The sequence below is a fragment of the Nocardioides sp. NBC_00163 genome (assembly GCF_045206295.1).
GTDB lineage: Bacteria > Actinomycetota > Actinomycetes > Propionibacteriales > Nocardioidaceae > Nocardioides.
Genome location: NZ_CP108155.1, coordinates 4,244,237 through 4,257,922 on the forward strand (window position 1 = coordinate 4,244,237; position 13,686 = coordinate 4,257,922).

General features: G+C 68.6%; 12 protein-coding genes. 8 read left to right on the plus strand and 4 right to left on the minus strand.

Going from position 1 to position 13,686, the window contains the following annotated elements; all coding sequences use genetic code 11:
• Positions 1–150: 150 nt before the first annotated feature.
• Genes OG801_RS20315 through yjfF form a run of 3 tightly spaced genes read left to right on the plus strand, consistent with a single transcriptional unit; the run spans position 151 to position 3,789 of the window.
• Entirely contained in the window at positions 151–1,734 is a 1,584-nt protein-coding gene (locus tag OG801_RS20315) for a sugar ABC transporter ATP-binding protein (protein WP_355022089.1), read from the plus strand.
• The gene (locus OG801_RS20320; protein WP_406030894.1) at positions 1,727–2,788 is read left to right on the plus strand and encodes an ABC transporter permease; all 1,062 of its coding nucleotides are present in this window, start codon (positions 1,727–1,729) and stop codon (positions 2,786–2,788) included. The genes OG801_RS20315 and OG801_RS20320 overlap by 8 nt, the downstream gene beginning before the upstream one ends.
• On the plus strand, positions 2,785–3,789 hold the full coding sequence (gene yjfF / locus OG801_RS20325; protein WP_355022091.1) for a galactofuranose ABC transporter, permease protein YjfF: 1,005 nt from the start codon (positions 2,785–2,787) through the stop codon (positions 3,787–3,789). Before OG801_RS20320 ends, yjfF begins: the two co-directional genes overlap by 4 nt.
• Before the next feature lie 680 nt (positions 3,790–4,469).
• Here the strand turns inward: yjfF and OG801_RS20330 are convergent.
• Positions 4,470–6,149 (minus strand): DUF885 domain-containing protein, encoded by a 1,680-nt coding sequence (locus OG801_RS20330; protein WP_406030896.1) that lies wholly within the window; start codon positions 6,147–6,149, stop codon positions 4,470–4,472.
• A 111-nt stretch (positions 6,150–6,260) separates the two neighbouring features.
• Here OG801_RS20330 and OG801_RS20335 point away from each other — a divergent pair, with 111 nt between their 5' ends.
• Together OG801_RS20335 and OG801_RS20340 are read left to right on the plus strand one after the other, a co-directional pair.
• Positions 6,261–6,800 carry a SigE family RNA polymerase sigma factor gene (locus tag OG801_RS20335; RefSeq protein WP_355022093.1) on the plus strand — a complete coding sequence of 180 codons (540 nt, stop codon included), beginning with the start codon at positions 6,261–6,263 and terminating at the stop codon, positions 6,798–6,800.
• Positions 6,793–8,088: a hypothetical protein gene (locus OG801_RS20340; RefSeq protein ID WP_406030898.1), complete on the plus strand. Its 1,296-nt coding sequence runs from the start codon at positions 6,793–6,795 to the stop codon at positions 8,086–8,088. The genes OG801_RS20335 and OG801_RS20340 overlap by 8 nt, the downstream gene beginning before the upstream one ends.
• Here OG801_RS20340 and OG801_RS20345 read toward each other — a convergent pair.
• The 3 genes from OG801_RS20345 to OG801_RS20355 are packed head-to-tail and all read right to left on the minus strand — an operon-like array spanning position 8,055 to position 11,281.
• Positions 8,055–9,401 (minus strand): glycosyltransferase 87 family protein, encoded by a 1,347-nt coding sequence (locus OG801_RS20345; protein WP_406030899.1) that lies wholly within the window; start codon positions 9,399–9,401, stop codon positions 8,055–8,057. The two genes, OG801_RS20340 and OG801_RS20345, sit on opposite strands and share 34 nt — an antisense overlap.
• Before the next feature lie 27 nt (positions 9,402–9,428).
• A complete protein-coding gene (locus tag OG801_RS20350) occupies positions 9,429–9,668 on the minus strand; it encodes an acyl-CoA carboxylase epsilon subunit (protein ID WP_406030901.1) in 240 nt (79 codons plus the stop codon).
• Positions 9,665–11,281 carry an acyl-CoA carboxylase subunit beta gene (locus tag OG801_RS20355; RefSeq protein ID WP_406030903.1) on the minus strand — a complete coding sequence of 539 codons (1,617 nt, stop codon included), beginning with the start codon at positions 11,279–11,281 and terminating at the stop codon, positions 9,665–9,667. The genes OG801_RS20350 and OG801_RS20355 overlap by 4 nt, the downstream gene beginning before the upstream one ends.
• Before the next feature lie 45 nt (positions 11,282–11,326).
• Here OG801_RS20355 and OG801_RS20360 point away from each other — a divergent pair, with 45 nt between their 5' ends.
• The 3 genes from OG801_RS20360 to OG801_RS20370 all read left to right on the plus strand — a co-directional run bounded on the left by OG801_RS20360 (position 11,327) and on the right by OG801_RS20370 (position 13,667).
• Complete coding sequence (locus OG801_RS20360) at positions 11,327–12,130, plus strand: biotin--[acetyl-CoA-carboxylase] ligase (protein ID WP_406030905.1); 804 nt, start codon at positions 11,327–11,329, stop codon at positions 12,128–12,130.
• Between the two features lie 37 nt (positions 12,131–12,167).
• On the plus strand, positions 12,168–13,118 hold the full coding sequence (locus tag OG801_RS20365; protein WP_355020302.1) for an adenylate/guanylate cyclase domain-containing protein: 951 nt from the start codon (positions 12,168–12,170) through the stop codon (positions 13,116–13,118).
• A 249-nt stretch (positions 13,119–13,367) separates the two neighbouring features.
• Entirely contained in the window at positions 13,368–13,667 is a 300-nt protein-coding gene (locus tag OG801_RS20370; protein WP_229788189.1) for a winged helix-turn-helix domain-containing protein, read from the plus strand.
• Positions 13,668–13,686: the final 19 nt, after the last annotated feature.

Genomic DNA, 13,686 nt, shown 5'->3' on the forward strand with positions numbered 1-13,686 from the left:
TCAACCGAGGCGGTGTCCTGAGCTTGTCGAAGGGTGCCTCGGTGAGGCGTCGCTTCCCTCGTGGAACTCCACGAGGGAAGCGCGCGCCCACCGAGTCACCTCGGTGAGCATCCGCCGCCGCCCCCTCCGACCAGCAGGAGCCAGTACGACATGAGCCAGGCAGAAGTGAAGCCACCCCGACCGGTGGTGGAGATGCTCGACGTCTCCATCACGTTCGGAGCGGTCCGAGCGCTCGACAGCGTCTCGCTGCGACTCCTGCCGGGGGAGGTGCACGCGCTCATGGGGGAGAACGGGGCCGGGAAGTCCACGCTGATCAAGGCCCTGACCGGGGTCTACACGATCGACTCGGGTCGGGTGGAGATCGCCGGCGTCGAGACCCAGTTCGCCACCCCGGCCGCGGCTCAGCACGCCGGGATCAGCACGGTTTACCAGGAGGTCAACCTGGTGCCGAACCTCACCGTGGCCGAGAACATGCTCCTCGGCCGCGAGCCCCGCCGCTTCAACGGGATCGGCCCGATCGACCGCCGGGGGATGAACCGCCGCGCCGCTGCCTCGCTGCAGGGCCTCGGTATCGACATCGACCCCGGTTCGGAGCTCGGCAGCCACCCGATCGCCGTCCAGCAGCTCGTCGCGATCGCGCGTGCCGTCGACACCGACGCCCGGGTCCTGATCCTCGACGAGCCGACCTCCAGCCTCGACGCCGACGAGGTGGCTCGGCTCTTCGAGGTGATGCGAAGGTTGCGGGACCAGGGCACCGCGATCGTCTTCGTCTCCCACTTCCTCGACCAGGTCTTCGACATCTCCGACCGGATGACGATCCTGCGCAACGGCCGGGTGGTGGGCGAGCGGCTGGTCGAGGGGACCACCCAGCTGGAGCTGGTGCAGCTGATGATCGGCCGCGACCTCCAGGTCCTCGAGCGCCTCGACCATGCCGTGCACGAGGCATCCGAGGAGGCTGCGACCGAGCAGCGCCTCCCGGTGCTCAGTGCGGTCGGGCTGGGCCGGAAGGGGAGCCTGGAGGCCACCGACCTCACCCTGTACCCCGGCGAGGTCGTCGGCATCGCCGGCCTGCTCGGCTCGGGGCGTACGGAGCTTGCCCGGCTGCTGTTCGGCGCCGACGCCCCGGACACCGGAGAGCTCACGGTTCGCGGCTCGAGCCGGCGGAGGCTGCGCAGCCCCCGGCACGCGATCGACCGCAAGCTCGCCTTCTGCAGCGAGGATCGCAAGGCCGAGGGGGTCTTCGAGGAGCTCTCCGTGGCCGACAACATGCTGCTCGGCCTGCAGGCCACCCGTGGCTGGCTGCGGCCGATCCCGACGGCCACCCGCGAGAAGCTGGTCACGGAGTTCATGACCGCTCTCGACGTACGGCCGGCCGACCCGAGCCTGCCGATGCGAAGTCTGTCCGGTGGGAACCAGCAGAAGGTCCTGCTGGCGCGCTGGCTGATCACGGAGCCCGACGTACTCCTGCTCGACGAGCCGACCCGCGGCATCGACATCGGTGCCAAGACCCAGATCCAGCAGCTCGTCGCCGATCTCGCGGAGAAGGGGATGAGCGTGGTGTTCATCTCCGCCGAGCTCGAGGAGGTGCTCCGGCTGAGCCACCGGCTGGTGGTCCTCAAGGACCGCCGCAAGATCGCCGAGCGGCCCAACCGGGGCATCGATGTCAACGACGTACTCGAGATCATCACCGGCGAACCTGGCGGCCTGGCCGAGAAGGAGCGAGCAGATGCCTGAGAACATCAGACCGGGCCAGGGGCTCGGCGCCCGCGCGATGGCCCACCGCCTCTTCTGGCCGCTGGCCGCGCTCGGCGCGCTGCTGGTGGTCAACCTGATCGCGACGCCGACCTTCTTCAACGTACGCATCCAGGACGGTCACCTCTTCGGCAGCCTGGTCGACATCGTCCGCAACGGTGCCCCGGTGCTGCTGGTCGCGATCGGGATGACGCTGGTCATCGCGACCCGCGGGATCGACCTCTCGGTGGGTGCGGTGGCGGCGATCGCCGGCGCCGTCGCCTGCGTCTACATCGTCAAGAGTCCCGCCGACGGAGCCCTGGGCACGGCCGTCATCGCGATCACGATGGCCCTCGCGGTCTGCGTCGCGCTGGGGCTGTGGAACGGCTTCCTGGTCGCGGTGGTCGGCATCCAGCCGATCATCGCCACGCTGGTCCTGATGGTCGCCGGCCGCGGGATCGCGATGCTGGTGACCGGCGGCCAGATCACCACTGTCAACAACGACGCCTTCGCCGCGCTGGCCTCGGGCCACCTGCTCACCCTCCCGGTCGCCGCCCTGATCGCGCTCGGGGTCTTCGCGGCCACCCAGATCGTCGTACGCCGCACCGCGCTCGGCCTGCTCATCGAGTCGGTCGGGATCAACCCGGAGGCGAGCCGGCTGGCCGGCATACGCTCCCGCACGATCATCTGGACCGTCTACGTCTTCGCGGCGCTGTGCGCCGGGACCGCCGGCCTGATCATCGCCGCCAACACCCACTCGGTGAACGCCAACAGCCTCGGACTGTGGATCGAGCTGGACGCCATCCTGGCCGTCGTCATCGGAGGCACGTCGCTGGCCGGCGGTCGCTTCTCGCTGACCGGCACCCTGGTCGGGGCGATGCTGATCGCCACACTCACCCGGACCATCCCCAACATCGGCATCCCGGCCGAGGCGAACTATCTGTTCAAGGCGCTGGTGGTCGTGGTCGTGTGCCTGCTGCAGTCGCCGAAGGCGCGAGCGGTGCTGCAACGGCGCACCGACCGTACGCCGACCAGCCGCGAGGAGGCTGTCGCATGAGTGTTCAGGTGCCCGCGATCGAGACCGGGCTCATCGCCCGGGTCGCACGCTACAGCCCGCCGCGCCGCTACCTCCCCGTGCTCGGCACGTTCGCGCTGTTCATCGGCATGTTCGGGGTCGGCGGGATCCGCTATGAGGGGTTCGCAGACCCGCAGGTCTTCCTGACCCTGCTGCTCGACAACGCGTTCCTGATCGTGCTCGCGGTGGGGATGACGTTCGTGATCCTCACCGGCGGGATCGACCTCTCGGTCGGCTCCAACGTGGCCCTCTCGACGCTGATCGCGGCTCGGACGCTCGAGCTAGGCCTGCCGGTGGTCGCGGTGATCGTGATCGTGCTCCTGTCCGGCACCCTGCTCGGCACCGCGATGGGGCTGCTGATCCACTACTTCGACATCCAGCCCTTCATCGCCACCTTGGCGGGCATGTTCCTCGCCCGCGGGCTCTGCTACCTGATCAGCGTCGACTCGATCCCGATCAAGGACGAGACCTTCTCAGCCATCGCGTTCGGCACGATCACCCTGCCCGGTGGCTACTACCTCGGGTGGACGGCGGTCTTCGCGCTGGTGATCGTCGCGGTCGCTGCGTACGTCCTCGCCTCGACCCGCTTCGGACGCACCGTCTACGCGCTCGGCGGCAGCGAGCCGTCGGCGCTGCTGATGGGGTTGCCGGTGGCGGCGACCAAGGTCGGGGTGTACGCGATCAGCGGGCTGTGTGCGGCGCTCGGCGGGCTGCTGTTCGCGCTCTACACGCTCTCGGGCTACTCCCTGCACGCGGTCGGGATGGAGCTCGACGCGATCGCTGCCGTGGTCATCGGCGGCACGCTGCTCACCGGCGGCCGTGGGTTCGTGATCGGGTCGCTGCTGGGGGTGCTCGTGCTCGGCACGATCCAGACCTTCATCTCCTTCGACGGCACGCTGTCCTCTTGGTGGACTCGGATCACGATCGGGGTGCTGGTGCTTGTGTTTGTCGTTGCGCAGCGGGTGTTGACTCGGCGGGGGTAGGTCGGTTTTTCCTTCTCTGTTGGGGGCCGTGTTTTTGTGGTTGGGGTTTGCCGCCGACCCTGTCTTGGAGGGTGTTCTCGGCGGCGTCCGGAGTAAAGGACGGCCTTCGGCCGCCGGCTGACGCCGGTCGCCTGCGGCGATCATCTCGACAAGCTCGATACATCGCCTTGACACCGGCCGTCGCCGAGAATTTTTGGCTGGCTATCGGGTCGGCGGCAGGGGTTTGGCGCGGAGGTTTGGGTTGGGCACGGGCTTGGGGATTCTGGTTGGTGTTTCGTCTGGTCAGTCGGGCAGTGGTGGAGGCGAACGAATTTTCGTTCGCCGCAAGATGCCGCCTCGGCCGGGGTGGGGTTGGTGGGTGGGTGAAAGAAATTCTTCTTTCACGCGGAGACCCCATGGCTGATGTAGGTGTGGAGCGGTCACTTTCCGTGGGTGAGTGTGCCGTGGCCACACCCGGGCCGCCGCCCCGATAGCCAGCCAAGTCTTTTCTCGATCTGGTCCGGAGTCAAGGACCGCGAAGCGGCCGGCGAAGGCGGCGCCCGAAGGGCGTCCTTGACGCCGGTCCAGATCGAGAGACCCTCAAAGAACGGGTCGGCGGCCCAGACCAACCCCGTGGAAACAGCAGCGCAGACGAAGCAGCACCCGCGTACGACCAAAGTCTTCTGACCAACCCCGCAGAACTACAGCCGCCCGAGCGCCGCCCGAAGAGGATCGAGGCCGAGCGACCCGAGGTCGAGCGCCGCGCGGTGGAAGGCCTTCATGTCGAACGCGGCGCCGGCACGAGCGCGCGCGTCCTCGCGGGCCTGGAGCCAGATCCGCTCCCCGACCTTGTAGGACGGGGCCTGGCCCGGCCAGCCTAGGTAGCGGGCGACCTCGAAGTCGAGGAAAGCGTCCTCCATCAGGCAGTGCTGCCCGATGAACTCTCGGCCGAGCTCGGGCGTCCACACCTCGCCGGGGTGGAAGCCGAACGGGTTGTCCTCCGGGATCTTCAGCTCCAGGTGCATGCCGATGTCGATGATCACCCGCGCCGCCCGGAACGACTGGCCGTCGAGCATGCCGAGACGGTCACCGGGGTCGTCCAGGTAGCCGAGATCGTCCATGAGGCGCTCGGCGTAGAGCGCCCAGCCCTCGCCGTGGCCCGAGACCCAGCACATCAGCCGCTGCCAGCGGTTGAGCAGCTCGGCGCGGTAGGCGGTCTGGGCGACCTGGAGGTGATGGCCCGGTACACCCTCGTGGTAGACCGTGGTCAGCTCGCGCCAGGTGCCGAAAGAGGTGACCGACTCGGGCACCGACCACCACATCCGGCCGGGCCGGGAGAAGTCCTCGGAGGGGCCGGTGTAGTAGATCCCACCGTCGGTGGTCGGCGCGATCATGCACTCGATCCGCCGGACCGGCTCGGGGATGTCGAAGTGCACGTCGGCCAGCTCCGCGATGGCGCGGTCGGCGGCGGTCTGCATCCACTCCTTGAGCGCTGCGGTCGAGGTCAGCTGCCGCGCGGGGTCCTTGTCGAGATGGGCCGCCGCCTCGACGACGCTCGATCCCGGCAGGATCCGGTCGGCGGTGGCCTCCATGTCGTCGGAGAGTCGCTTGAGCTCCTCCCAACCCCAGGCGTACGTCTCCTCCAGGTCGATCTCGGCGCCGAGGTAGCGCCGGGAGGAGAGCTGGTAGTGGTCGCGCCCGACGGCCTCCTTCGGCAGCCCGTTGGGTACCAGGTCGGCGGCCATGAACCGCCCGAACTCGGCGAACGCCTCGTTGGCCTTGGCCGCCGAGGCCTCGAGCTCGGCGCGCAGGGACGCAGGAACGGCCTCGGGCGCACGTGAGACCAGACCGGTGAAGAAGTCACCGGCGCCCTTCTGCCCGGTCCAGCTCAGGATCTGGTCGGCGACCTTCTCGTACTGAGCTGTCGCCGAGACCCGTCCGGCCGCGGCCTCCTCCCGGAGAGTCGCGGTGTAGCCCGCGACCGCGGTCGGCATCCCGGCCAGCCGGGCGCCGATCGCGGCCCAGTCGTCCTCGGTGCCGGTCGGCATCAGGTCGAAGACCTCGCGCAGGTTGTGGATGCCGCTGGTGATGACGGAGACGAACTTCCGGTCCAGCTGCGCGTCGGCGAACTCGATGTCGAGCCCGACCCGCTCCAGGAACGCGTCCTTGGCGACCTGCTCACGCTCGTCGACCGGCTTGATCGCGGCCACGTCGGCGTAGGCCGAACGGTTGAGCTCCTCCACCGCCTGCATCCCGTCGGGGGAGAGGTCGGGGAGCTCCGCGTCGTGGCCGGCGACACCGACGTACGTCGCGGTCAGCGGGTCGAGGGCGCAGAGCTCCTCGACATAGCGGTCGGTGCGGGCGTCTACTTCACGGGTCACCCGGCCAACCTTAGGACCGGGACGTCTTCGGGCAACTCAATTCCCCGCTACACGCAACGAACGCGCCAGACTTCGCGTAGGAGGTGTGTGAACGTGCCAGAGGAGGTGTCCGTGGATGCCGAAGAGCAGGAGAGGGATCCGGACTTCGGGGCCTGGGTGGCCTCGAGGGGGCCCGCGCTGCAGCGGTTCGCCTACCTGGTGACCGGCAACAACTCCGACGCTCCTGACCTGGTGCAGGACGCCCTCGCCCGTGCGCTGCCGCGGTGGGAGTCGCTGGCGGCGTCCGGGACGGCGGAGGCGTACGTGAAGAGGAGCATCGTCAACGGGTCGATCAGCGGCTGGCGCAAGCGGCGCCGGCTGGTGCTGGTCGAGGACGTCGAGCCGATGGCGACCAGGCATGAGCCCGGCCCCGAGGAGCGAGACGCGGACGAGGCGTGGGAGCTGGTCCAGACGCTCCCGTCCAACCAGCGAGCGGCGGTGGTCCTCCGGTTCTACGAGGACCTGTCGTTCGCGCAGATAGCGACGGTGCTCGACTGCGCCGAGGCGACTGCCCGCTCACATGTGCACCGGGCGCTGGCCAAGCTGAGGCAGCGGTTGAACGAGCAAGGCTCTGTTGATCGGAGAGGGAACGAGGGGGTTGACAATGAGTGACTTCGAGCGCGAGGAGCGGGCCTTCCGGGCCGCCCTGGCCCGTGCGGCCGATGGTTTCGAGCCGCGAGAGCTCGCGATCCCCGGGGCCTCTGAAGGGTCTGGACCGGCTGACCTGGCCGACGAGACCGAGAAGGCCGAGGAGAAAGCACCCGTACGCCGGAAGGCGCCCTGGATCCTGGCCGCTGCCGCCGCGGTGCTGGCAGTTGTCGGTCTGGGTGGCGTGGTGGCCAACCTGCAGCCCACCGGCGGCGGTGGCGAGAGCACGGCCGCGAGCGACGCCTCCGGCGCCGAGGACCGCTCCGGCGACGCGCCCAAGGCGCTCTCCGAGCCGGAGGCGGCGGCCCCCGAAGGCACCTACGACAACGGCGGCCGCACCGACCTGCCCGCACCCGCGGACGGGAACCGCTGGGCGGTCCGCTACGACATCGCCTTCCAGGTGCCCGAGGAGTGGGCCGACGCCACGGCGCCGGCGCTGCCGGAGTGCATCGCGAAGCCCGGCGACCAGTGGGACACCGTGCCGCGGACTCCCTACGTCGCGAACATCACCAACCAGCCGGTGCCGAGTATCGCCTGCAACGAGACCGAGGACCGTGACTTCCCGCCGCAGTTTGGCAAGGTGCCCTTCGCACTGTGGCAGCCCTACGTCCTGATCGAGAAGCCGGGCAAGGGCGCCAGCCTCCAGACCGGCTCCTGGGAGCACGAGGGCTGGCTGCTGACCCGGGTCCAGGTCGGGGATGACGCGTACGCCACGATCCTCACCGGGCCGGGCGACGAGCGGGTCAACCAGGAGATCAAGGGGTCCCTGAGGACCGTGGCGAAGGATCCCTACGGCTGCGAGACCGCCTCGCCGCTGGCCGAGGGCGACCCGGTGCGGCCGAAGACCGACGCGGCGACCTCGCCGCTGGAGGGCGATGACCCGGATTCGATCGCGATCTGCCGGTACGAGCCGTCCTCGGCATCGCTGACCGGGTCGCGAGAGATCACCGGCTCCGACGCCGCCGGCCTCCTCGAGGCGATCCGCAGCGCGCCGGCCCGCTCCGGTCCCAACACGCCGCAGAACTGTGCCGCCGGGCAGCCGGTCACGGCGTACGTCATCCTGCGGATCTTCCGCGACGGAGGCGAGCCCGGGGAGGTCTTCGTGAACTACGAGAACTGCGACGACCACGGGTTCTACGACGGCGTGACCGTGCACGAGCTCACCGCGGCGGCCTGCCGGCCGGTCTTCGCCGAGGAGCCGGTCACGATCTACTCGGCTCAGGGCGACGTCGCCAAGGTCTGCCTCTCCTGATCTTCGGTTGCTGGCCGCCCCCGCTCGGGGAGGGCGGCCAGCAACCGAGTAGTGCGCCACGCGGCGTACAGGAAGAGAAGCACCAGCAGGCCGTTGCGCCAGGCCAGCACCTCGGTGATCCACGGTGAGCCGATGTCGTTGAAGGTGAGCATGTAGCCGTACATCCGCGGGAAGATCTCGTGGGTCAGCAGCGTCGCCACGACCAGCACGACCGACCAGATCCCGAGCTGCCGGCGAGCGCGGCCGCGGAGCAGGACCAGCCCGGCGGAGGCGGCGGGGAGCAGCCAGAGCATGTACTGCGGACTGAGCACCTTGTTGGTCACCAGGAACGCGGCCACCGTCGCGAGCACCAGCCACACGATCGTCTCCTCGGTCCGTGCGCCACGGGGGAGGCGACGCCAGGCGAGTACCCACCAGATGATGACGAGCGCCCCGGCGACCACGGAGGCGACCGTCGCCGCGAGGAGCAGCGCCTCGACCAGCGGCCCGCTGATGTCGTACGCCTTCCACTCGGTGTAGTCGATCGCGTAGCCGCTCTCCGGACCGCCGTGGCCCCACTCGTACATCGCCGGGGTCGCGAAGACCGACTCGATCTGCAGACCCCGCTCGCCCTGGTAGTTCAGCGGTGTCCAGAGCCGGTCCCAGCCACCGAGGACAAGACTCAGCCCGGCCAGGGCGATGCCGGTGCCGGCGACGGTCAGGATGACCCCGCGGCGGGTGGCGCGGTTCGCGGCGAGGGCCGGGATGACCAGGATCGGCCAGTACTTCGCACCGGTCGCGAAGGCCGCGAACGCCGCAGCCACCTTCGGTCTCCTGACCGCGTAGAGCACCGCCAGGCCGACCATGATCCCGGGGAAGAGATCGAAGCGGGCGTACGCCGTCGCCCCCAGCGCCGGGACGGCGACCAGCCACAACGCCTCCGCGGCGGAGATCCCGAACCTCGGGTGCGTCCCGCGGCGGTTGCGGACGAGCAGCACCATGAAGAGCAGGTCGGTCAGCGCCGCCATCGCCAGCACAGCCATGATGTACGCCTCGCCGCCCAGGTGGAGCAGGCCGATCGCGGCGTACGGGATCCAGAGCAGCAGCAGCGCCGGCACCGGATACTCGACCAGCGTCCCCGCGACCCCGTCTGTAGCCAGTGCGTCGAGGCTGTCGCGGTAGTAGTTCACGTCGCCCACCACGCCCCACTCCGCGCCCCACCAGGAGAACGAGCCCTCCGCCGCGGCCGGGAAGCCGTAGAGGATCACCACCCATCCCCGGGTCACCAGCCATGCCAGGGTGACCAGGAGATATCGCCGAGAGAACGTGATCACGGAGCGATCATTACATTGCGGTCCTCGTCAGCGAGGCAGGCCGCTGGCGCGCCAGGCGCCGGGGCCGGGGTGGAGCGGGGTACGCAGCTGCGGGGTGGCCCACAGCGAGCGCCCCTTCTTCTTGGGTGCCTCGCTCGCCGATCCCAGGGCTGCGAAGACGGCCACGATCGCGGCGATGTCTTCGGGGGTGGCGTGCTGGTCGATGACCTTGAGCAGGGGCCTCTGCTCAGCCTTCGGGTCGTTGGTCGGGTTCTCGGGCGTGGTCACAGCGGGATGTTCCCGTGCTTCTTGGCGGGCAGGGTCTCGCGTTTGGTGCGCAGCAGACGCAGCGCGCGGGTGACCTCGGCGCGGGTCTCGTGGGGCGGGATGACCGCGTCGATGTAGCCGCGTTCGGCGGCGATGTAGGGGTTGGCCAGGGTGGTCTCGTACTCATCGATCAGCTGGGCGCGTTTGGCTTCGACCTCGTCGGTGCTGGCGCCGGAGGCTTCCAGGTCGGCCAGGGTGCGGCGGTGGATGATGTTGGCGGCGCCTTGGGCGCCCATGACCGCGATCTGGGCGGTGGGCCAGGCCAGGTTGATGTCGGCGCCGAGGTGTTTGGAGCCCATCACGTCATAGGCGCCGCCGTAGGCCTTGCGGGTGATGATGGTGACCAGCGGGACGGTGGCCTCGGCGTAGGCATAGATCAGTTTCGCGCCGCGGCGAATGATGCCGTTGTGTTCTTGGTCGGTGCCGGGCAAGAACCCGGGTACGTCGACGAAGGTGATCACCGGGACGTTGAAGGCGTCGCAGGTCCGCACGAAGCGGGCGGCCTTCTCGGAGGCGTCGATGTCGAGGCAGCCGGCGAACTGCATCGGCTGGTTGGCCACGATCCCGACCGGGCGGCCCTCGATCCGGGCATAGCCGATGATGATGTTGGGCGCCCACAACGGCTGGACCTCGAGGAACTCCTCCTCATCAACAACATGGGAGATCACCTCGTGCATGTCGTAGGGCTGGTTCCCGCCATCGGGGATGAAGGTGTCCAGCTCCCGGTCCAGCTCGGAGATCTCCAGATCCGCGGTCTCCTCGTAGGCGGGGGGCTCTTCCATGTTGTTCGACGGCAGGTAGGAGAGCAGCGCTTTGACGTACTCGATCGCATCTTGCTCGTCGGCACCCATGTAGTGGGCCACCCCGGACTTGGAGTTGTGGGCCAGGGCGCCGCCGAGCTCTTCCATGGTGATGTCCTCACCGGTGACGGTCTTGATCACATCAGGGCCGGTGATGAACATGCCGGACGTCTTGTCGACCATGATGGTGAAGTCGGTGACCGCGGGGGAGTAGACGTGGCCGCCGGCGCAGTTGCCCATGATCAGGCTGATCTGCGGGATCACCCCAGAGGCGTGCACGTTGCGTTTGAAGATCTCCCCATACAGGCCCAGGGACACGACGCCTTCCTGGATCCGGGCGCCGGCGCCCTCGTTGATCCCGATCAGCGGGGAACCGGTCTTGATCGCCAGGTCCATGATCTTGGTGATCTTCTCGCCGTAGACCTCACCCAGGGAGCCACCGAAGACGGTGAAGTCCTGAGAGAACACACACACCTGGCGGCCCTCGATGGTGCCGTACCCGGTGACCACCCCGTCGCCGAAGGGCCGGTTCTTCTCCAGCCCGAACGCGACCGAACGGTGCCGGGCCAGCTCGTCGACCTCCTGGAAAGAGCCCTCATCGAGCAGCATCTCGATCCGCTCCCGCGCGGTCTGACGTCCCTTCGCATGCTGCTTCTCCACCGCCTTGGCAGAACCAGCATGGACGGCCTCGTCGAGACGACGCTCCAGCTCGGCCAGCTTCCCGGCAGTCGTGTGCAGATCGATCTCTGGCTGAGGAGTGGGTTCGGCGCTCACGTTGCTCCTTTGGACTTCGTGCAGTGCGAGGGCCAATCTAATCCCGTGCCACCTTTCGCGATGCGACGCCCGTCACTTGACCGTTCCCAGCTCGATGCGTTGCCGGGCGGGTGGCGCGTCGAGATTCTCGACGAGACGCCCTCGACCAATGCCGTACTGGCCGAGCGTGCGCGCTCTGGCGAGACGCCGGGCCTGGTGATCACCACCGAGCACCAGACCGCCGGCCGGGGGCGCCTCGACCGAGGGTGGACCACCCCGGCGCGCTCGGCGCTGACCGTCTCCGCGCTGCTGCGGCCCTCGCCCTCGATCCCGGTCGAGCGGTGGCCGTGGCTGCCGTTGATGACCGGTGTCGCGGTCGCATCGGTGCTGCGGAACAAGGGGTACGCAGCCGGGCTGAAGTGGCCCAACGACGTACTCATCGAGGGTCGCAAGGTCTGCGGGATCCTGATCGAGCGGATCGAAGGACCCGAGGGCGCGGCCGCCGTGATCGGGTTCGGGCTCAACACCTCGCTGACGCGCGAGGAGCTGCCGATCGAGACCGCCACCTCGCTGGAGCTGGAGAGCGGTGCGCCCGTCGACCGCACCGAGATGCTTGCCGCGCTGCTGGAGGAGCTGGGGGCTGCGTACGAGATCTGGGGTTCGGACGCCGCCGAGCTGGCTCGCCGCTACCGGGAGCTGTCGGTGACCGTCGGTGAGCAGGTACGCGCCGAGCTGCCGGGCGGGGACGTCTGGGAGGGCGTGGCCACCGAGATCGACGACTTCGGCCGCTTGGTCATCGCGACCGACGAGGGCTCTCGGGTGGTCGGTGCGGGCGACGTCATCCACGCCCGGCTCCGTCCGCGGTCGTAACGGGCGGTCGTGACGAGCCGGATGGCATGATCTGTTCGTGGCGAAATCGAAGCAGCCCGTCAACCTGACCTCGGCGGAGGTCGCCGAGAAGGCCGGCGTGAGCCTGGACCAGGCGAAGCGCCTGTGGCGTGCGCTCGGGTTCCCGGAGATCAAGGACGACGAGGCCTTCTTCGACGAGGCGGACGTGCAGGCCCTGGCCAAGGCCAACGAGATCGCCGGCAACGGGCTGGTCAGCTTCGACCTGGTCGTCAACCTGACCCGCGGCATCGGGCAGTCGATGGCGCGGCTGTCCGACTACGAGGTCTCCGCGCTGCTGCACCACGTCGAGACCCAGAACGAGGACGACCGGACTCCCGCCGAGCTGCTGAAGGCGACCGTCTCGGTCTCCGAGCAGTTCGAGAGCGCGTTCGAGGAGATGATGATCTTCGCCTGGCGCCGGCACACGCGCGCCGCGCTCGCGCGGGCCGAGGCCTCGGTCGCCGGTCCCGAGGAGCAGCTGGGCACGGTCTGGCAGACGGTCGGGTTCGCCGACATCGTCTCGTTCACCGCGCTGTCGAACACGCTGACCGAGGAGAAGATCGGTGACCTGGTCGAGCTCTTCGAGTCGCGGTGTGCCGACGTGGTGGCGACCTGGGGCGGCCGGATCATCAAGTCGCTCGGCGACTCGGTGCTCTTCGTCAACGACGACCCGCTCCAGGCGTACGGCACCGCCGAGGGGATCATCAACGTGATCGGCCGGGACCCGCGGATGCCGGACGTACGTGTCGGGCTCGCCTCCGGCAACGTCGTCTCGCGTCTCGGCGATGTCTTCGGACCGCCCGTGAACATGGCCGCGCGGCTGACCGCCGTCGCCCGCCGGAACCGGATCATCGTCGACGAGGCGACCGCCGGGACGATGCCCGAGGACGAGTTCGAGACCCGGCGACTGGCCGCTCGACCGGTGCGAGGCTTCGGGATCGTGGAGCCCGTCGCCGTCCGCCGTGTCTGAATCGTGACCTTCAAGGGCGCTGTTGACCTGCGGTTTCGCGGATTTGTTCACATTCCGTTGTAGTTAACAGTCGATCAACGCCGAGTGCTGACTGCTTTACCTGACCATGCCTTCGTGGGCATGGTTGAGTGCGCCATTCGGGGGCGCACGTTTGTCATGCCCAATTCGTTGCACTCTGGCATGAAGATGTCAGTGGCAATATCGTGCAATCCTTTGCCAAGGGCTCTTTACCTCTTTAATGTCGGTCTCATGATCGAGGTACAGGAGATCAAGCTCGACCCGGAGACCCGGCGAGCATGGCGGAACGATGAGGAGCTGACGCTCTCTCGCAAGGAGTTCGACCTGGTCCACGCCCTGATCAAGAGGGCTGGCAACGTCGTCTCCCGTGACGAGTTGATGAGGGACGTGTGGAACGCGACCTTCTACACCTCGTCGAAGACCATCGACGTACACCTGGGATGGGTGCGTCGCAAGCTGGGCGACGACCCCCGGAAGCCCCATCTGATCACCACCCTGCGCGGCAAGGGCCTGCGCTTCGAGAAGGCCTGACCTTCGTTCACCTGCCGGG